Below are 18,910 nucleotides of genomic sequence, written 5' to 3'. Positions count from 1 at the left end.
CTATAAAACGCCATTAGCTTTCCAGCAAACGTTGCAGCAGCATTCCGTTGAGCATGGCGCGTTTCACCAGCGCAAAAGCGCCGATGGCGGAACGGTGATCCAGCTCAGAACGCACCACCGGCAGATTCTGGCGAAACGCCTTCAGCGCCTGGGTGTTGATGCAGCCTTCGATAGCGGGCAGCAGCACCTTTTCCGCCTCGGTGATTTCACCGGCGATAACCACCTTCTGCGGGTTAAACAGGTTGATGGCGATGGCGATGGTTTTGCCCAGATGGCGGCCGACCTGTTCGATCACTTCGCTGGCGAGCGCATCGCCTTTATTGGCGGCCTTACAGATAGACTTGATGTTGCAGTCATCCTGCGTCACGCGGCTCTGGTAGCCCTGTTCCAGCAGATGGCGCACGCGCTGTTCGATAGCGGCGTTGGCGGCGACGGTTTCCAGACAGCCGAAGTTGCCGCAGTGGCAGCGTTCGCCGAGCGGATCGACCTGAATGTGGCCGATTTCGCCCACGTTGCCGTTGCGCCCGATAAAGATGCGGCCGTTTGAGATGATCCCGGCGCCGGTGCCGCGGTGGACGCGCACCAGAATGGAGTCTTCGCAGTCCTGCGACGCACCAAAGTAGTGCTCGGCAAGCGCCAGGCTGCGGATATCATGGCCGACGAAGCAGGTCACGTTAAAACGTTTTTCCAGCGCCTCCACCAGACCCCAGTTTTCGACCTGAATATGCGGCATATAGCGGATCACGCCGCTTTCGGGATCGACCAGCCCCGGCAGGATCACCGAGATAGCGATCAGCTCGCGGATCTTGCGCTGGCAGTGCTCTATAAAGGTGGCGATGGTGGAAAGCAGCGCATGCTCCAGCGTTTCCTGGGTGCGCTCCGGCAGCGGGTAGTGCTCTTCCGCTACCGCTTTGCTGCTCAGATCGTAGAGCGTGAGCGTGGTGTCATGGCGGCCAAGACGGACGCCGATGGCGTGAAAATTGCGGGTTTCGGTGACGATAGAGATAGCGCGGCGGCCCCCGGTGGAGGCCTGCTGATCGACTTCTTTGATCAGGCCGCGTTCAATCAGCTGACGCGTGATTTTTGTCACGCTGGCGGGCGCAAGTTGGCTTTGCTCGGCAATCTGAATTCGCGAGATTGGCCCATGCTGGTCAATCAGGCGGTAAACGGCCGCGCTGTTAAGTTGTTTAACGAGGTCAACATTACCAATTTGAGCTTGTCCGCCTGATGTCATACTTTCACTTACTCAAGTCAACGACCTCGTTACCATTAACGATGGTCTTAGTGATTTTATAATCGCGGGTGAATGCGGTCAGGTTAGCGACCATTCCCGGCGCAATGCTGCCCAGCTGCTTGCTCGCGCCGATAGCGCGGGCAGGGTACAGCGTTGCCATGCGCAGCACTTCATCCAGCGCGATGCCGCAGTGTTCGACCAGGTTACGTACGCCCTCGATCATGGTCAACGCCGAGCCGCTGAGGGTGCCGTTTTCATCCACACACAGTCCATCCCGGTAGTATATTGTTTTACCAGCAAAAATGAACTGTTCGATGTTAGCACCCGCCGGCGCGGTGGCATCGGTCACCAGGCACAGCTTGTCGCCTTTCAGACGTTTCGCGTTACGGATATTGGCGAAGTCGACGTGCAGACCGTCGGCGATGATACCGCAGTATACGTCCGGTTCGTCGAAAATCGCGCCCGCCAGACCCGGCTCACGGCCCGTAATGTACGGCATGGCGTTATAAAGGTGGGTCGCGAAGGTAATCCCGGCGCGGAAACCGATTTTGGCTTCTTTTAGCGTAGCGTTGGAGTGTCCGGCCGACACGACGATACCGGCGTTGACCAGACGGGTAATCACTTCCGGCGCCACCATTTCAGGCGCAAGGGTGATTTTGGTGATAACGTCAGCGTTGTCGCAGAGGAAATCGACCAGCTTATCGTCAGGCTTACGCACATAGTTTGGGTTGTGGGTGCCTTTCTTCACGATGTTCAGCCACGGACCTTCCAGGTGCAGACCCAGCGCCTGGTTCGGGTATTTGGCCAGGTATTCGCGCATCACGCGAACGCCCTGCATCATCAGCTCGTCGCTGGAGGTGATCAGCGTCGGCAGATAGCTGGTGCAGCCCGATTTCTCGTTGGCTTTTTGCATGATTTCCAGCGTTTCAACGGTCACGGCGTCGGCCGTATCGTTAAACTGCACGCCGCCGCAGCCGTTCAGCTGGACGTCGATAAAACCGGGGGACAGAATGGCGCCATTCAGCGAGCGTTGCTCGATCCCGGACGGTAAATCAGCCAGCGGGCAAATACGTTCAATCAGGCCATTGGCGACAACAATCGCATGGTCATCCAGAATTTCGTGACCGGTGTAAATCCGGCCATGGGTTAAAGCATACATTACGACCCCCGGTTTCAAAAAATGCGACCCGCCTCGATGACAGAGGCGGGTAGTCAATCACAGACCTTTGATATTTTCGGCTTCTAATTCGTTGAAGTACTTCAGCGTTTTCACTTTCAGCTCCATGGTGGACGGTTCGTCGCACACCATCACCGCTTTCGGGTGCAGCTGCAGGCAGCTGATGGTCCACATATGGTTAACGTTGCCTTCAACGGCAGCCTGAAGCGCCTGCGCTTTCTGGTGGCCCAGCACCAGAATCATCACTTCTTCGGCATCCAGCAGGGTACCCACGCCAACGGTCAGCGCATATTTAGGCACCTGGCTGACGTCGCCGTCGAAGAAACGGGAGTTTGCCACGCGGGTGTCATGGGTCAGGGTTTTAATACGGGTGCGGGAAGAGAGAGAGGACGCCGGTTCGTTGAACGCGATATGACCGTCGTTGCCCACGCCGCCCATGAACAGGTTGATTTTGCCGTAGGAGCGAATTTTCTCTTCATACTGACGACATTCGGCGTCGATATCCGGCGCGTTACCATTCAGCAGATTAATGTTTTCCGCCGGGATATCGACGTGGTCGAAGAAGTTACGGTGCATGAAGCTGTGGTAGCTTTCCGGATGCTCTTTCGGCAGGCCGACGTACTCGTCCATGTTGAAGGTCACCACGTGTTTAAAGCTAACCTGGCCTGCTTTGTGCATCTCAACCAGCGCTTTATAAGCGGTGAGCGGCGTACCGCCTGTCGGCAGACCCAGTACGAACGGACGATCCGCTGTCGGTTTAAACGCGTTGATGCGGTTAACGATATGACGGGCAGCCCATTTGCCCACTTGTTCTGCTGTCGCCAGGGGAATCAGTCTCATTGTTCACCTCAGTAGTTTAAAATAAAGGTTGGCGGATTGGCGCCTTAACTCTGATAAGCGTAACCTGGATTTATCAATTGAGCGGGGCAATCCGTCTTGATTTTTTGAATGATAAAATAAGTTTTCCCTGTTAGCCAGTGTAAGGAGGAGGGGATTACGATATTTGGTGATAAAAATCACAAAAAATACGCTTTTAATTTGCGAGACGAATTAATTTTTCACACACTCTGAAGGCAGGTGAAAAATCGCCGCGCTTTCAAGGTTAGTTACACTATAAAAAAACGGCTTTGAATGAGCCTTTACGGGGTCTCAAGGGGGAATAAAGTGAGTGTTCTAGGTTATTTACAAAAAGTTGGCCGCGCCCTTATGGTGCCAGTGGCCACGCTGCCCGCCGCAGCCATCCTGATGGGTGTCGGCTACTGGATCGACCCCAACGGCTGGGGTAACTCCAGCGCGCTGGCGGCGTTCTTCATCAAATCCGGCTCCGCCATCATCGACAACATGTCCGTGTTGTTCGCGATCGGTGTTGCTTATGGTATGTCCAAAGATAAAGACGGTGCGGCTGCGCTGACCGGCTTTGTGGGTTTCCTGGTGTTGACCACCCTCTGCTCGCCAGCAGCGGTGGCGATGATCCAAAAAATTCCGGCGGATCAGGTTCCGGCGGCATTCGGTAAGATCAGCAACCAGTTCGTCGGTATCCTCGTCGGTATTATCTCTGCGGAACTGTACAACCGCTTTAGCAGCGTTGAGCTGCCGAAGGCGCTGTCGTTCTTTAGCGGTCGCCGTCTGGTGCCTATTCTCACCTCGTTCGTGATGATCGTGGTCGCGTTCATCATGATGTACATCTGGCCGGTGATTTTCGACGGTCTGGTGAACTTTGGCGAACACATCCAGAAGCTGGGCTCCGTCGGTGCGGGCGTGTACGCGTTCTTCAACCGTCTGCTGATCCCGGTAGGTCTGCACCACGCGCTGAACTCCGTGTTCTGGTTCGACGTGGCCGGCATCAACGATATTCCTAACTTCCTCGGCGGCGCGCAGTCTATCGAAGCGGGCAAAGCGGTTGTGGGTATCACCGGTCGTTATCAGGCGGGCTTCTTCCCGATCATGATGTTCGGTCTGCCGGGTGCGGCGCTGGCGATTTACCACTGCGCGCGTCCGGAAAACAAAGCGAAAGTGCTGGGTATCATGATGGCGGGCGCTTTTGCGGCCTTCTTCACCGGTATCACCGAGCCGCTGGAGTTCTCCTTCATGTTCGTGGCGCCGGTACTGTACGTGATCCACGCCGTGCTGACCGGTATCTCCGTCTTCATCGCGGCAACTATGCACTGGATCGCGGGCTTCGGCTTCAGCGCCGGTCTGGTGGATATGGTGCTGTCTTCGCGTAACCCGCTGGCAACCCACTGGTACATGCTGATCCTTCAGGGTCTGGTGTTCTTCGTTATCTACTACGTGGTGTTCCGCTTCACTATCACCAAATTCAACCTGATGACCCCGGGTCGTGAGCTGGCTGTTGACGGTAGCGAAGCCGATGGCCAGGACGTGAACGTGAGCGGCGCCAAAGAGCAGGACGTTTCTGGTCTGGCTCGTCAGTACATCGCGGCGGTTGGCGGTTCCGACAACCTGACCGGTATCGATGCCTGTATCACCCGTCTGCGTCTGAACGTGAAAGACTCTTCTCTGGTGAACGAAGCGCTGGCAAAACGTCTGGGCGCGTCAGGGGTTATCCGCCTGAACAAAACCAGCGTGCAGATTATCGTCGGCTTTGTTGCTGAGAAAATTGCTAACGCCATGAAAACCACCGGTCATGTCGCCGCAGCGGAAGCCGCTCCGGCTGCTGCTCCGGCTCAGGCCGCGGCAAAACCGCAGGCGGTGCCGAACGCAGTAACGATCGCCGCGCTGGTTTCCCCGGTCACCGGTGAAGTGGTGGCGCTGGAGCAGGTTCCTGACGAAGCGTTCGCCAGCAAAGCGGTCGGTGACGGCATTGCGGTGAAACCCACGGAGAAAACCGTCGTGTCTCCGGCGGCAGGCACCATCGTTAAAATCTTTAACACCAACCACGCGTTCTGCCTGGAAACCGAGAAAGGCGCGGAAATCGTTGTCCATATGGGTATCGATACCGTCGCGCTGAACGGCCAGGGCTTCAAACGCCTGGTGGAAGAGGGCGCCGAAGTGGCGGCAGGTCAGCCGGTTCTGGAAATGGATCTGGATTTCCTGAACGCTAATGCGCGCTCCATGATAAGCCCGGTGGTGTGCAGCAACATCGATGACTTCAGCGGCCTGGTAGTGAAGGCGCAGGGTCACGTCGTTGCGGGTGAAACGCCGCTGTATGAGATTAAAGGCAAGTAAGTGCTCCTGAGTAAGCGTTAATGCCTTAAGCGGCGGGGGATATCCTCCGCCGCTTTTTTTTATAGCAAATGCCCCCATTATTTTTTTTCAGTCGGTATTTTGCGTAACTAAGGGTTGTCAGTCGGTCCGGCTTATAAGATCATGTTGCGTTATACGTTGTTTACGCTTTGAGGAATGCACGATGAGTGAGGCAGAAGCCCGCCCGAGTAACTTTATTCGCCAGATAATCGATGAAGATCTGGCCAGTGGTAAGCACACCACGGTCCATACGCGTTTTCCGCCTGAGCCGAACGGTTATCTGCACATCGGTCACGCGAAATCTATCTGCCTGAACTTTGGTATCGCCCAGGATTACCAGGGCCAGTGCAACCTGCGTTTCGATGATACCAACCCGGCAAAAGAAGACATCGAATACGTAGAGTCGATTAAACACGACGTACAGTGGTTAGGTTTCCAGTGGGCAGGGGATATTTGCTATTCGTCTGACTATTTCGACAAGCTGTATCAGTACGCCGTTGAGCTTATCAACAAAGGCCTGGCCTATGTTGACGAGCTGTCGGCGGACGAAATCCGTGAATATCGCGGTACCCTGACTCAGCCGGGGAAAAACAGCCCATACCGCGATCGCAGCGTGGAAGAGAACCTCGCGCTGTTCGAAAAAATGCGCGCCGGCGGCTTCGAAGAAGGTAAGGCGTGCCTGCGCGCTAAAATCGATATGGCTTCGCCGTTCATCGTGATGCGCGACCCGGTGCTGTACCGTATTAAATTTGCAGAGCACCACCAGACCGGCAACAAGTGGTGCATCTACCCGATGTACGACTTCACCCACTGCATCAGCGATGCGCTGGAAGGCATCACCCATTCGCTGTGTACGCTGGAATTCCAGGACAACCGTCGTCTGTACGACTGGGTGCTGGATAACATCACCATTCCGGTTCACCCGCGCCAGTACGAGTTCTCGCGCCTGAATCTGGAATACACCGTGATGTCCAAGCGTAAGCTGAACCTGCTGGTGACCGATAAGCACGTGGAAGGCTGGGACGACCCGCGTATGCCGACCATCTCCGGTCTGCGCCGTCGCGGCTATACCGCCGCTGCTATCCGTGAGTTCTGCAAGCGCATTGGCGTGACCAAGCAGGACAACACCATTGAGATGGCGTCGCTGGAATCCTGCATTCGCGAAGATCTCAACGACAATGCGCCGCGCGCGATGGCGGTTATCGACCCGGTTAAGCTGGTTATCGAAAACTATCCGCAGGGCGCAGGCGAAATGGTCGCGATGCCGAACCACCCGAGCAAACCGGAAATGGGCAGCCGCGATGTGCCGTTTAGCGGCGAGATCTGGATCGATCGCGCGGATTTCCGCGAAGAAGCCAACAAGCAGTACAAGCGTCTGGTGCTGGGCAAAGAGGTGCGTCTGCGTAATGCGTACGTGATTAAGGCCGAGCGCGTGGAGAAAGATGCGGAAGGTAACATCACCACCATCTTCTGTTCATATGATGCGGACACCCTGAGCAAAGACCCGGCGGACGGCCGCAAGGTGAAAGGCGTTATCCACTGGGTGAGCGCCGCACACGCGCTGCCGGTCGAGATCCGTCTGTACGACCGTCTGTTCAGCATCCCGAACCCGGGGGCGGCGGAGGATTTCCTGGCCACCATCAACCCGGAATCGCTGGTTATCCGCCAGGGCTATGCGGAACCTTCGCTGAAGACTGCGGAAGCAGGTAAAGCGTACCAGTTTGAGCGTGAAGGTTATTTCTGCCTCGACAGCCGCTATGCGACCGCCGAGAAGCTGGTGTTTAACCGTACCGTCGGCCTGCGCGATACCTGGGCGAAAATCGGCGAATAACGCCGTGGTGTGAAAATAGAGAGGCGCTGCTCCGGCAGCGCCTTTTTTATTTATGACATTTTCGCGTAGCGAAATAATACGCGTATTGTATGACACGCCTTTTCCGCTGCCTGTTACATTTTCGCGCATTCACTTTTTGTTTTCCTCTCAATCCGTTGCAGGACGTGGCTTGCGACATCACACCCTTAACCTGCTATTTGTAACAAAACGCAATCAAATATGTGCGCTTTGTCATACTCTTGCGCTTTCGTGCGGAAAAAGGATTGATAATTCGCGTCGCGAAAAATAGTCTATTCCCAGTAGCATTCGGAAGGTTATTGATTCGCTACTTTTATTTGTCAGTTTTTTATTTTTATCGCTGTTTGCCCTTTTGCACACAGCGTTTTTTAAAAGTCAAAGAGGATATACACATGCGTACGTTCAGTGGCAAACGTAGTACGCTGGCGCTGGCTATTGCCGGTGTCACCGCGATGTCGGGCTGGGTTGCGGTTCCGCAGGCCAGCGCAGCAGGATTCATCGACGATTCAAGTTTAACCGGCGGCATCTATTACTGGCAGCGTGAGCGTGACCGTAAAGACGTTACCGACGGCGATCAGTACAAAACCAACCTCTCGCATGCGACCTGGAACGCCAACCTGGATTTCCAGTCCGGCTATGCTGCCGACATGTTCGGTATTGATATTGCCGCGTTCACGGCCATTGAAATGGCGGAGTCTGCAGAAAGCGGACACCCGAACGAAATTGCCTTCTCCTCCAGCAATAAAGCGTACGACGAAGATTACTCCGGCGATAAGAGCGGTATCAGCCTGTATAAGGCCGCGGCGAAATTTAAGTACGGCCCAGCCTGGGCTCGCGCCGGTTATATCCAGCCGACCGGACAGACGCTGCTCGCGCCGCACTGGAGCTTTATGCCGGGTACCTATCAGGGGGCGGAAGCCGGAGCCAACTTTGACTATGGCGATTCCGGGGCGCTGAGCTTCTCCTATATGTGGACCAACGAGTATAAAGCGCCGTGGCATATCGAAATGGACGACTTCTATCAAAACGATAAGAAGACCAAGGTCGATTATCTGCACTCGCTGGGCGCGAAGTATGATTTCAAAAATAACTTTGTGCTGGAAGCCGCCTTCGGCCAGGCGCAGGGCTATATCGACCAGTACTTTACCAAAGCCAGCTATAAATTCGACGTGGCCGGCGCGCCGATGACCACCAGCTATCAGTTCTACGGCACCCGCGACAAAGTCAGCAACGGCGGCATCAACGATATTTATGACGGCACCGCCTGGCTGCAGGCGCTGACCTTCGGCTACAAAGTGGCCGATGTTGTCGACCTGCGGCTGGAAGGAACCTGGGTTAAAGCCGAAGGTCAGCAGGGCTACTTCCTGCAGCGTATGACCCCGACCTACGCCTCTTCAAACGGTCGTCTGGATATCTGGTGGGATAACCGCTCAGACTTCAACGCCAACGGCGAAAAAGCGGTGTTCTTCGGCGCGATGTATGACCTGAAAAACTGGGACATGCCGGGCTGGGCCGTGGGCGCGTCCTACGTCTACGCCTGGGATGCGAAGCCGGGCAAAATGGCGACGCCGGATGCTTACTACGATCCGAACTATCGCCTGACCGAATCGTCCTACAGCCTGGACGCCATGTACACCGTTCAGGAAGGACGCGCGAAAGGAACGCTGTTCAAGCTGCACTTCACCCAGTACGACAACCACTCCGATATTCCGAGCTGGAGCGGCGGCTACGGCAACATCTTCCAGGATGAGCGTGACGTGAAATTCATGGTTATCGCACCGTTCACTATTTTCTGATGCCAGACGCGGCGGGGCTCTCCCGCCGCACAACGTTGAGGTCGCACTATGAAGAAATTAATGCTGGTCGCTATCGTGGCATCCGGGCTGGTCGCCTGCGCGCAGCCGCCTGCGCCAAAAGAAGATTCAAAGCTGAAGGACGCCTACAGCGCCTGTATCAACACCGCGGAAGGCAACCCTGACAAAATTCAGGCCTGCCAGAGCGTGCTGAACGTCCTGAAGCAGGAGAAGCAGCACGAGCAGTTCGCGAATCAGGAAAGCGTGCGCGTGCTGGATTACCAGAACTGCATTCAGGCTACGCGCACGGGCAATGACCAGGCGGTTAAAGCGCGTTGCGATAAAATCTGGAAGGAAATCCGCAGCAATAATACTGCCCAATAACGTTTTATCTTCTGTTTATGCCAATAAAAAAGCCAACCGTCGGGTTGGCTTTTTCTTTCAGCGGAAGATTATTTTTCGACGCCGTCGTGCGCGTGCTCATCTTCGCGACAGTCGCCTTCAGCACAGTGACCGTACAAGTACAGGCTGTGGTTGGTCAGACGGATGCCGTGTTTCGCCGCAATTTCACGCTGACGCGCTTCGATAGAGTCATCGCTAAATTCGATCACTTTACCGCAGTCGAGGCAGATCAGGTGATCGTGGTGATGCTGCTGCGTCAGTTCAAAAACGGACTTACCGCCTTCAAAATTGTGACGGGTCACGATACCTGCGTCGTCAAACTGGTTAAGCACGCGGTAAACCGTTGCCAGACCAATCTCTTCACCCATATCAATAAGGCGTTTATATAAGTCTTCCGCACTGACATGGTGGTTATCCGGCTCTTGCAGCACTTCCAGAATTTTCAAACGAGGAAGCGTGACTTTCAGGCCGGCCTTCTTTAATGCGGTATTGTTGTCAGTCATGCGGAATCTGTCCTGTTGCTAAATGCTTCCCTCTGGGAAGTATCACCTAAGAGTGTAATCAGGATAATGCGTCTCATTATAGAACTGCCATGTTTAAATGAAAACTACAACTCCTGAGCAAAGTCTGCTTTTAAAAACGAGGCATCATCTGCAAAGCGAAACATCTGTCCTCGTCAAATCAACGGTTATTGTACAGATCTGCGCTGAAAAGTTAAAAATTTGTAGCGATTATTTTGATTGCTTTTATCTATTAATGCGGCACAGCTTAATCGATGCGCCGCAACAAGATCAGGCGTTCTTAATCGCTTCCAGATGCAGTTCTTCTGCGATCTGCTTGACCCATTTTTCAACGCGCTCTGCGGTCATTTCTGGCTGACGGTCTTCGTCAATCGCCAGACCGACGAAGTGATCGTCATCGGCAAGGCCCTTAGAGGCTTCGAAGTGGTAGCCTGCGGTCGGCCAGTGGCCAACGATTGCCGCGCCGCGCGGCTCAATGATGTCGCGAATGGTGCCCAGCGCGTCGCAGAAATACTCCGCGTAGTCTTCCTGGTCGCCGCAGCCAAACAGGGCAACCAGCTTGCCGTTGAAGTCGATATCTTCCAGCGTCGGGAAGAAGTCGTCCCAGTCGCACTGCGCTTCACCGTAGTACCAGGTCGGGATACCCAGCAACAGAATGTCGAAAGCTTCGAGATCTTCTTTGCTGCTTTTGGCAATGTCATGCACCTCAGCAACATCTTTACCCAGCTGTTTCTGAATCATTTTTGCGATATTTTCGGTGTTGCCGGTATCGCTGCCAAAAAAAATGCCTACGATTGCCATGAGTAAAATAACCTCTTGAAACGTCTTGAAATGGTGGTGGCATAATGCCCACAGATAAGGGCAATCATAGCAGGAGCAGCGGTGCGCGAAAACCGCTATCGCGCCGTACTGCACTCTCTGCTACATGAAAATGTTGTTTTTGCGGATTTTCAGACAATCCCCTGGCCGCGCAGGGTAGCCAGTTGCTGCATCAGCATCTCTTCAATCAGTTCGCTGCGGCTCATATTGCGGGCGTCGGCCAGCTCATTGAGCGCGTCGACGGCGTCGCTGTTCAGCTTCAGCTCGACGCGCTTCAGGCCGCGGACCTTATCGCGTTTTAGCTGATTGCGCTTGTTAATGCGCAGCTGTTCATCGCGCGAGAGCGGACTGGTTTTGGGTCTTCCCGGGCGACGCTCATTTGCGAACAAATCTAATGTCGTACGGTCCGTTTGTTCTTTTGCCATGATTCAGAGTGACTTCGGGGAAACAAGCCGCCGGAATACCCTCCGGCGTAGATAGCGCGCAATCATACATCACGGAGTCCGGCGCGCCAACGCCGACGGGCATTATGGTGCGCGGTCGCTCGGTTTTTAATCACTCTGCCAGATAACGGCGAATTGCGCGCAGAACGGCCTCGGGTTTTTCCGCATGCACCCAGTGGCCGGCGCCGGCGATGACGTGGGCCCGCGCCTGCGGAAATTGCGCCAGCAGCGGCTGTCGGTAGGCCTCCGTCACATACGGCGAATTGCCGCCAGGAATAAAGAGCGCGGGCTTATCCCATGGGCGGATAGGCTCCCAGCCGACGATATGCGGATACTGCTCCCACAGCACCGGTACGTTGAAGCGCCATTCGCCGTCGATAAAGGATTTCAGCAGAAACTGGATAACGCCTTCTTCCTGCAGATGTTCGCGCATCACGGCGGCGGCCTGCTGACGGGAGGTCGCCCCGGCGTCGGTTACCGCGTTGATGGCGGCGAAGATCTCATCGTGACGGCGCACCTGGTAATCCACCGGCGCGATATCGATTGCCACCAGCTTGTCGATACGCTCAGGGGCGAGGGCGGTTAACGCCATCACCGCTTTGCCGCCCATGGAGTGGCCAATCAGCGTGGCCTTTGCAATTTGCCGGTCGTCGAGGGTGTCGAGCAGATCCTGGGCCATGGCTTTGTACGTCATCTCCGGGGCGCGCGGCGACTGGCCGTGATTGCGCATGTCCACCTGCACGACATCGTGGTCGGCGACCAGGCTGCGGGCGAGGATGCCTAAGTTATCCAGGCTGCCGAACAGGCCGTGGACGAGGACGATAGGAGAATGAGTGTGCAGGTTTTGCGCAGTTAGCGCTCGGCTATTCAATTTCATGGCAAAGTTCTTTTTTTCGCTCTGTCGGGTTAGGGTATTATGTTGAACATTCTGCCGCCCGGCTGCAATACCAGGAAGTATTCCTGAAATTGCCGCCACCCTGGTTTGACGCTATCCGCTGTTGGGATTTGACCTTATAATCTCAGCGACTTGTATTCAGAAAAGATATCGTACTGGATTAAGATGAAAACGATCGAAGTTGATGATGAACTCTATCGCTATATTGCCAGCCACACCCTGCACATTGGCGAGAGCGCATCCGACATTTTACGGCGCATGCTGAAATTTTCCGCCGTGTCCCAGCCAGCCGCTACCGTCGTCAAAGAGGCCCCTGCGGCTGCTCCGGCACCTGCCGCTGCCGTGAAGGCGGCGACGACGCCGACGCCGAAAGATAAGGTTCGCGCCATGCGCGAGCTGCTGCTTTCTGACGAATACGCAGAACAGAAAAAAGCGGTCAACCGCTTTATGCTGGTGCTGACTACACTCTACTCACTGGACGGCAACGCGTTTGCTGAGGCGACGGAGTCTCTGCATGGCCGTACCCGCGTCTATTTCGCCGCGGACGAGCAGACGCTGCTGAAAAACGGCAACCAGACTAAACCCAAACAGGTGCCAGAAACCCCGTACTGGGTGATCACCAACACGAACACCGGTCGTAAATGCAGCATGATTGAACACATCATGCAGTCAATGCAGTTCCCTGCGGAATTAATTGAAAAGGTTTGCGGCACAATCTAACCCTTGCATGAGAAGGACCAGGCAATGGCAACTCATAACCGCGCAGGCCAACCTGCGCAACAGAGTGATTTGATCAACGTCGCCCAGCTGACGTCTCAGTACTACGTGCTGAAGCCGCAGGCAGGCAACGCGGACCACGCGGTAAAATTCGGGACCTCCGGTCACCGTGGCAGCGCCGCGCGTCATAGCTTTAACGAACCGCACATTCTGGCGATTGCTCAGGCAATTGCGGAAGAGCGTGCGAAAAACGGCATCACCGGTCCGTGCTTTGTGGGTAAGGATACTCACGCGCTGTCTGAGCCTGCGATCATTTCCGTACTGGAAGTGCTGGCGGCCAACGGAGTGGACGTGATTGTGCAGGAGCAGAACGGTTATACCCCGACGCCTGCCATCTCGAATGCTATCCTGGTTCACAACAAAAAAGGCGGCGCTCAAGCTGACGGTATCGTCATCACGCCGTCGCACAACCCGCCGGAAGACGGCGGTATTAAATACAATCCGCCAAACGGCGGTCCGGCGGACACCAACGTCACTAAAGTGGTGGAAGATCGCGCGAACGCGCTGCTGGCCGACGGCCTGAAAGGCGTGAAACGCATGTCGCTGGATGCCGCATGGGCCTCTGGCCACATTAAAGAGCGCGATCTGGTCCAGCCGTTTATCGAAGGCCTGGCGGATATCGTCGACATGGCGGCTATCCAGAAAGCGGGCCTGAAGCTGGGCGTCGACCCGCTCGGCGGTTCGGGCATCGAATACTGGAAACGTATTGCGGCGTTCTACAAGCTCGATCTGACCATTGTTAACGATCATGTCGATCAAACGTTCCGCTTCATGCACCTCGATAAAGACGGCGCTATCCGTATGGACTGCTCCTCTGAGTGCGCGATGGCGGGCCTGCTGCAGCTGCGCGACAGGTTCGATCTGGCCTTCGCCAACGACCCGGATTACGACCGCCACGGCATCGTGACCCCGGCCGGGCTGATGAACCCCAACCACTATCTGGCGGTAGCGATCAACTACCTGTTCCAGCATCGTCCGCAGTGGGGCGCCGATGTTGCCGTCGGTAAGACCCTTGTGTCGTCAGCAATGATTGACCGCGTGGTGAACGCGCTGGGCCGTCGGCTGGTGGAAGTGCCGGTGGGCTTTAAGTGGTTCGTCGACGGCCTGTTTGACGGCAGCTTTGGCTTTGGCGGCGAAGAGAGCGCGGGCGCGTCATTCCTGCGCTTCAACGGTACGCCGTGGTCTACCGACAAAGACGGCATCATCATGTGTCTGCTGGCGGCGGAGATCACCGCGGTTACCGGCAAAAACCCGCAGCAGCACTACGATGAGCTGGCGGCCCGCTTCGGCGCGCCGAGCTACAACCGTCTGCAGGCGCCGGCGACTTCCGCGCAGAAAGCCGCGCTGTCTAAGCTCTCTCCGGAGATGGTCAGCGCCAACACCCTGGCGGGCGATCCGATCACCGCGCGGCTGACGGCGGCGCCAGGCAACGGCGCGTCTATCGGCGGTCTGAAGGTCATGACCGACAACGGCTGGTTTGCAGCCCGTCCGTCCGGTACGGAAGATGCGTATAAAATCTACTGCGAAAGCTTCCTCGGCGACGAACACCGTAAGCGTATTGAGAAAGAAGCGGTTGAGATAGTCAGTGAAGTGCTGAAAAACGCGTAACGAGCGAGTGATAAAACGGGTTCCTGAGGGAACCCGTTTTTTTTGCCCTTTAGCTGGGGAGGGAATGACGATGGCAGGTTAACGTTTCGCAGTCGATGCGTACGACGCAGACCGCTTTCATCATTTGCTCCCGATAGCGAAAGGTTTTTCCCGGTGCCGACTGGCGCATGATGGCATCCAGCCCGTGCTGCATCTCCTCACGACTCTGCAGTATCGATGCGTATCCCGTGGCCATAATGCTGCTGTAGGCGAAGCCGTAATCACAGGCGTCATCCGCCGTAATCAGCCCGTGGTCGCCGTCAATTTCAACGCTGACCGCCGGGTTTTTACGCAGCAGCCGCATTTTCTTCCCTGTCCTGGCGCCGTGGAAATAAAACACCCAGCGCCCGTCCTGATAGTCGTAGCCAAAATTGACGGGAACGACATACGGCCAGGCGTCGTCATTAAGGGCTATCCGGCACACCTGGTGCCGCTCGACGATCACCCGTATTTCCGCTGGCGCGGTGACTTCCCGCTCTGGATTGCTCATAGCCGTGTCTTATTGTTGATGGTCTGAAGCGTCCGGGCCGCCTGAACGACGGCCCGGGGTTGGATATCAACCGTGTTTGTTGGTCAGTTCAAAGCGCGGAGAAACCAGGCCGTACAGCGTCCAGCCGAGGAAGGTCACGATTGAACCGTACAGCATCGCTTCTGCGCCGGAAGCGTAGAGCGCGTAGAAGCTATAGATAGCCCCGATTAACGCCACGATGTTGGCGACTTTCGCTTTACCCGGGTCGACCTGCGCCACTTTCTGGATAATGACCAGCGCCGCCATCGACAGGATGTACGGAATAATGTTGGTCACCACCGCCAGGTTCACCAGCACGTTGAACTGGTTGTTCAGCGACGGGCTAATGGTCATCAGCGCTAACCCGGACTGAATAACCACGATAGTCAGCATCCCCTGGACAGGCGCATCCGCCTGGCTGGTACGGGAGAAGATTTTCGGGAAATAGCCTTCGTCCGCCGAAGATTTAAACACCTGGGCGATAGTGAACTGCCAGCCGAGCAGAGAACCGCAGCAGGACATTACCATCAGGCCCATGATCACTTTGCCCACTTCCGGGGTGAACATCTGAGCGAAAGCCAGACCGAACGGCGCGGTGGAGTGCGCCAGATCCATATTCGGCACAATCCCGGCAATGACGTTGGTTGAGACGATGTAGATCACCGCCGCGCCCAGAGTCCCGCCAAGAACGGCGATCGGTACGTTACGTTCCGGGTTCTCCACCACTTCCATGTTGGCGCAGGCGGACTCCAGGCCCAGGAAGGCCCACAGCGTCATGGCGATAGACGAGCTCACCGCGCTGAAGAACGGCACGTTGTGCGGGTTCCATGAGCTGGCGTACATTGTCGGGCTAAACCAGAACCAGCCGATGATGCACAGGCCGACGACCGGAATGATAACGCCCCACACGGTGACGCTACTGATCTGGCCGGTGATGCGTGCGCCGCCGAAGTTAGCGACCGTACACAGCCACAGCACGCCGATGGTGGCGATACCGATTTGCACCGGGCTCAGCGTGGCGCCGAACAGCTCGGTGCCGTAGCCGACCGCCGAAATGGCGATCGCTACGTTGGCAATCAGTAGCGACACGCCGTAGGTGTAGTTCGCCATGAAGTTACCGGATTTGCCGAAGGCATATTCCGCATAGCCGCCCATCCCGCCGGACTTGCGGCTGAACATCCCGCATTTGGCGAATGCCCACGCCAGGGCCATCGAGCCCACGGCGGTGACCAGCCAGGAGATAATTGAAATGGTGCCGACTTCAGCCAGTTTGGTGGGCAACATGATGATGCCCGAGCCCATCATGTTCACCATCGTCAGGATGGTGAGCTGAACAACACCCATTTTGTTGGATTTGCTCATAATTTTTCCCCTTTCAGCAGTGCATTAGGCGCGTGCTGATCGTTAATGACATAGCACCACACCTGTTTGCGCCCGTCGTGCTCCTGGATGTACACCCCCTGGAGTTCCGGTGCAAAGCCGGGCAGCAGATTGATACCTTCTTCCAGCGCGGTGAAGTAGCGCAGTACCGCGCCGCCCCAGATTTCGCCCGGAACAACGCACAGCACTCCTGGCGGGTAAGGCAGTGCGCCTTCTGCGGCAATGCGGCCTTCAGCCTGCGGCAGCGGCACCAGATCGACCTGGCCGCGCAGATAGGCGTAGTTGGCGTCCTGCGGGTTCATGCTCACGCGCGGGAAGTGTGATTTACGGAACATCTCTTTTTGCAGCTGCTTAACGTTGTGGCGGGCATAGAGGTTATGCATTTCCTGGCACAGCTGGCGCAGGGTGTAACCCTCATAGCGGTCTTTATGCTGGCCGTAGAGCGACGGCAGCACGTCGGCAAGCGGCGCATCGGACTCAAGCAGGGTTTCAAAACGCACCAGCAGCGCGACCAGCTGCTGCAGTTTGGCCATGTCTTCGGCCGGCGTCAGCAGGAACAGGATCGAGTTGAGGTCGCATTTTTCCGGGATCACGCCGTTTTCACGCAGGAAGTTGGCGAGGATGGTGGCCGGTACGCCAAAGTTCTCGTATTCACCGTTCGCCGCATCGATACCCGGCGTGGTCAGCAGCAGTTTGCACGGATCGACGAAGTACTGGTGCTCGGCGTAGCCTTCAAAGCCGTGCCAGCGTTCGCCCGGAACAAAGTGGAAGAAGCGCAGGTCGGTGGAGATATCGGCGGTCGCAAAGGACTGCCATGGCTTACCGTCAACCATTTCCGGTACAAACGGGCGGATATGTTTGCAGTTATCGAGAATCAGCTTGCGGGTTTCGATACCGTTAACCACGCAGTCCATCCACATGTTGCGACCGCATTCGCCTTCGTGCATTTTCGCGTTGATATCCAGTGCGGCAAACAGCGGATAGAACGGGCTGGTGGAGGCGTGCATCATAAAGGCGTTGTTCAGACGCTTATGCGGTACATAGCGCTGTTGCCCTTTGATATGGCTGTCTTTTTTGTGGATCTGTGAGGTCTGCGAGAAGCCAGCCTGCTGTTTGTGCACCGACTGGGTCACCAGAATGCCGGGATCGTTTTCGTTGAGATCCAGCAGCAGCGGCGAGCAGTCCGCCATCATCGGAATAAACTGCTCGTAGCCCACCCAGGCGGAGTCGAACAGGATGTAGTCGCACAGATGACCGATTTTATCGACGACCTGGCGGGCGTTATAGATGGTGCCGTCGTAGGTGCCCAGCTGAATTACCGCCAGGCGGAACGGGCGGGCGTCCTGCGCGCGGTTTGGCGCAGCTTCGCTGACCAGTTCGCGCAGATAGCGCTCTTCAAAGCAGTGGGCGTCAATACCGCCGATGAAGCCGTACGGGTTGCGCGCGGTCTCCAGATAAATCGGCGTTGCGCCCGCCTGCAGCAGCGCGCCATGGTGGTTAGACTTGTGGTTGTTGCGGTCAAACAGCACCAGATCGCCCGGGGTCAGCAGCGCGTTAAGTACCACTTTGTTGGAGGAGGAGGTACCGTTAAGCACGAAGTAGGTTTTATCAGCGTTAAAGACCTTCGCCGCATGCTGCTGGGCGATGCACGGCGCGCCTTCATGGATCAGCAGATCGCCCATCGCGACGTCGGCATTGCACAGGTCAGAGCGGAACAGCGCTTCACCGAAATACTCGACAAACTGGTTGCCTGCCGGGTGGCGACGGAAGAATTCACCGCCCTGATGCCCCGGGCAGTCAAAGGCGCTGTTGCCCTGGGCGACATAATCGACCAGCGCGCGGAAGAACGGCGGACGCAGCTGCACTTCATATTTGTGCGCGGCGGCTTCCAGCTGACGGCCATAGAAGTCGTTGCGGGTCTCGTCATGTTCAAACACCCCCTGAATACGTGAAAGGTACTCAGCAGGGACGATTTCTTCTTTATTAATAGCAATAAATACAGGGAGATTGTAACCGGTTGCATCTATTTCATCGAGCTTACCGCACTCGACATCTTCAATAGATAATACGGCAGCGGCAACGTCAATAAAATGAGTGTCACAGGTATTGATAATAGAGCGCTGTGTCGTAAAGCAATCCGGGCAAGTGCGGCTTACTGCAATTTTTAATTCAGACATTTTGATCTCTTCTTTATTTTCGATAATAACAGGCCCTCAATTTCTTAAATAAGAAATTGATTGTTCCGGATAAAAGGCAATATC

At 55.9% G+C, this 18,910-nt stretch carries 16 protein-coding genes; 6 read left to right on the top strand and 10 right to left on the bottom strand.

From position 1 onward, the window contains the following. Positions 1-13: 13 nt before the first annotated feature. From nagC to nagB, 3 genes are read right to left on the bottom strand one after another with little or no spacing between them, the layout of a single operon-like run. A complete protein-coding gene (nagC, locus tag ENTCL_RS15615; RefSeq protein WP_013367115.1) occupies positions 14-1,234 on the bottom strand; it encodes a DNA-binding transcriptional regulator NagC in 1,221 nt (406 codons plus the stop codon). Between the two features lie 4 nt (positions 1,235-1,238). Then, the gene (gene nagA, locus ENTCL_RS15610) at positions 1,239-2,393 is read right to left on the bottom strand and encodes an N-acetylglucosamine-6-phosphate deacetylase (protein WP_044611984.1); all 1,155 of its coding nucleotides are present in this window, start codon (positions 2,391-2,393) and stop codon (positions 1,239-1,241) included. Between the two features lie 57 nt (positions 2,394-2,450). Next, the gene (gene nagB / locus ENTCL_RS15605; RefSeq protein ID WP_013367113.1) at positions 2,451-3,251 is read right to left on the bottom strand and encodes a glucosamine-6-phosphate deaminase; all 801 of its coding nucleotides are present in this window, start codon (positions 3,249-3,251) and stop codon (positions 2,451-2,453) included. A gap of 324 nt (positions 3,252-3,575) precedes the next feature. On the opposite strand from nagB, the gene nagE reads away from it, so the two are divergent. The 4 genes from nagE to ENTCL_RS15585 all read left to right on the top strand — a co-directional run bounded on the left by nagE (position 3,576) and on the right by ENTCL_RS15585 (position 9,641). Continuing rightward, the gene (gene nagE, locus ENTCL_RS15600; RefSeq protein WP_071841413.1) at positions 3,576-5,597 is read left to right on the top strand and encodes an N-acetylglucosamine-specific PTS transporter subunit IIBC; all 2,022 of its coding nucleotides are present in this window, start codon (positions 3,576-3,578) and stop codon (positions 5,595-5,597) included. A gap of 181 nt (positions 5,598-5,778) precedes the next feature. Then, positions 5,779-7,446, top strand: coding sequence for a glutamine--tRNA ligase (glnS, locus tag ENTCL_RS15595; protein WP_013367111.1), 1,668 nt, complete (start codon positions 5,779-5,781; stop codon positions 7,444-7,446). 410 nt (positions 7,447-7,856) lie between these two features. Further along, positions 7,857-9,260 carry a chitoporin ChiP gene (gene chiP, locus ENTCL_RS15590; RefSeq protein ID WP_013367110.1) on the top strand — a complete coding sequence of 468 codons (1,404 nt, stop codon included), beginning with the start codon at positions 7,857-7,859 and terminating at the stop codon, positions 9,258-9,260. Positions 9,261-9,308: 48 nt separating this feature from the next. Continuing rightward, the gene (locus tag ENTCL_RS15585) at positions 9,309-9,641 is read left to right on the top strand and encodes a ChiQ/YbfN family lipoprotein (RefSeq protein WP_013367109.1); all 333 of its coding nucleotides are present in this window, start codon (positions 9,309-9,311) and stop codon (positions 9,639-9,641) included. A 68-nt stretch (positions 9,642-9,709) separates the two neighbouring features. On the opposite strand, the gene fur is transcribed toward ENTCL_RS15585, so the two are convergent. The 4 genes from fur to ybfF all read right to left on the bottom strand — a co-directional run bounded on the left by fur (position 9,710) and on the right by ybfF (position 12,319). Then, entirely contained in the window at positions 9,710-10,162 is a 453-nt protein-coding gene (gene fur / locus ENTCL_RS15580) for a ferric iron uptake transcriptional regulator (RefSeq protein WP_013367108.1), read from the bottom strand. Between the two features lie 288 nt (positions 10,163-10,450). After that, positions 10,451-10,981: a flavodoxin FldA gene (gene fldA, locus ENTCL_RS15575; protein WP_013367107.1), complete on the bottom strand. Its 531-nt coding sequence runs from the start codon at positions 10,979-10,981 to the stop codon at positions 10,451-10,453. A 149-nt stretch (positions 10,982-11,130) separates the two neighbouring features. Continuing rightward, positions 11,131-11,424, bottom strand: a complete 294-nt coding sequence (ybfE, locus tag ENTCL_RS15570) for a LexA regulated protein (RefSeq protein WP_013367106.1) — start codon at positions 11,422-11,424, stop codon at positions 11,131-11,133. A gap of 130 nt (positions 11,425-11,554) precedes the next feature. Further along, positions 11,555-12,319, bottom strand: coding sequence for an esterase (gene ybfF, locus ENTCL_RS15565; RefSeq protein WP_013367105.1), 765 nt, complete (start codon positions 12,317-12,319; stop codon positions 11,555-11,557). Between the two features lie 183 nt (positions 12,320-12,502). On the opposite strand from ybfF, the gene seqA reads away from it, so the two are divergent. Together seqA and pgm are read left to right on the top strand one after the other, a co-directional pair. Further along, positions 12,503-13,057 (top strand): replication initiation negative regulator SeqA, encoded by a 555-nt coding sequence (gene seqA, locus ENTCL_RS23770; RefSeq protein ID WP_013367104.1) that lies wholly within the window; start codon positions 12,503-12,505, stop codon positions 13,055-13,057. A 24-nt stretch (positions 13,058-13,081) separates the two neighbouring features. After that, positions 13,082-14,722, top strand: coding sequence for a phosphoglucomutase (alpha-D-glucose-1,6-bisphosphate-dependent) (pgm, locus tag ENTCL_RS15555; protein WP_013367103.1), 1,641 nt, complete (start codon positions 13,082-13,084; stop codon positions 14,720-14,722). 49 nt (positions 14,723-14,771) lie between these two features. Here pgm and ENTCL_RS15550 read toward each other — a convergent pair whose 3' ends face one another. The 3 genes from ENTCL_RS15550 to speF form a co-directional block, all read right to left on the bottom strand. Continuing rightward, the gene (locus ENTCL_RS15550; RefSeq protein ID WP_013367102.1) at positions 14,772-15,251 is read right to left on the bottom strand and encodes a pyridoxamine 5'-phosphate oxidase family protein; all 480 of its coding nucleotides are present in this window, start codon (positions 15,249-15,251) and stop codon (positions 14,772-14,774) included. Positions 15,252-15,317: 66 nt separating this feature from the next. Then, entirely contained in the window at positions 15,318-16,631 is a 1,314-nt protein-coding gene (gene potE / locus ENTCL_RS15545) for a putrescine-ornithine antiporter (protein WP_013367101.1), read from the bottom strand. Continuing rightward, positions 16,628-18,826, bottom strand: coding sequence for an ornithine decarboxylase SpeF (gene speF, locus ENTCL_RS15540; RefSeq protein WP_013367100.1), 2,199 nt, complete (start codon positions 18,824-18,826; stop codon positions 16,628-16,630). Before speF ends, potE begins: the two co-directional genes overlap by 4 nt. Between the last annotated feature and the right edge of the window lie 84 nt (positions 18,827-18,910).

It is taken from the genome of [Enterobacter] lignolyticus SCF1, assembly GCF_000164865.1.
GTDB lineage: Bacteria > Pseudomonadota > Gammaproteobacteria > Enterobacterales > Enterobacteriaceae > Enterobacter_B > Enterobacter_B lignolyticus.
The sequence above is the reverse complement of the archived record's forward strand: the minus strand, read 5'-3'. Positions and strand labels throughout refer to the sequence as shown.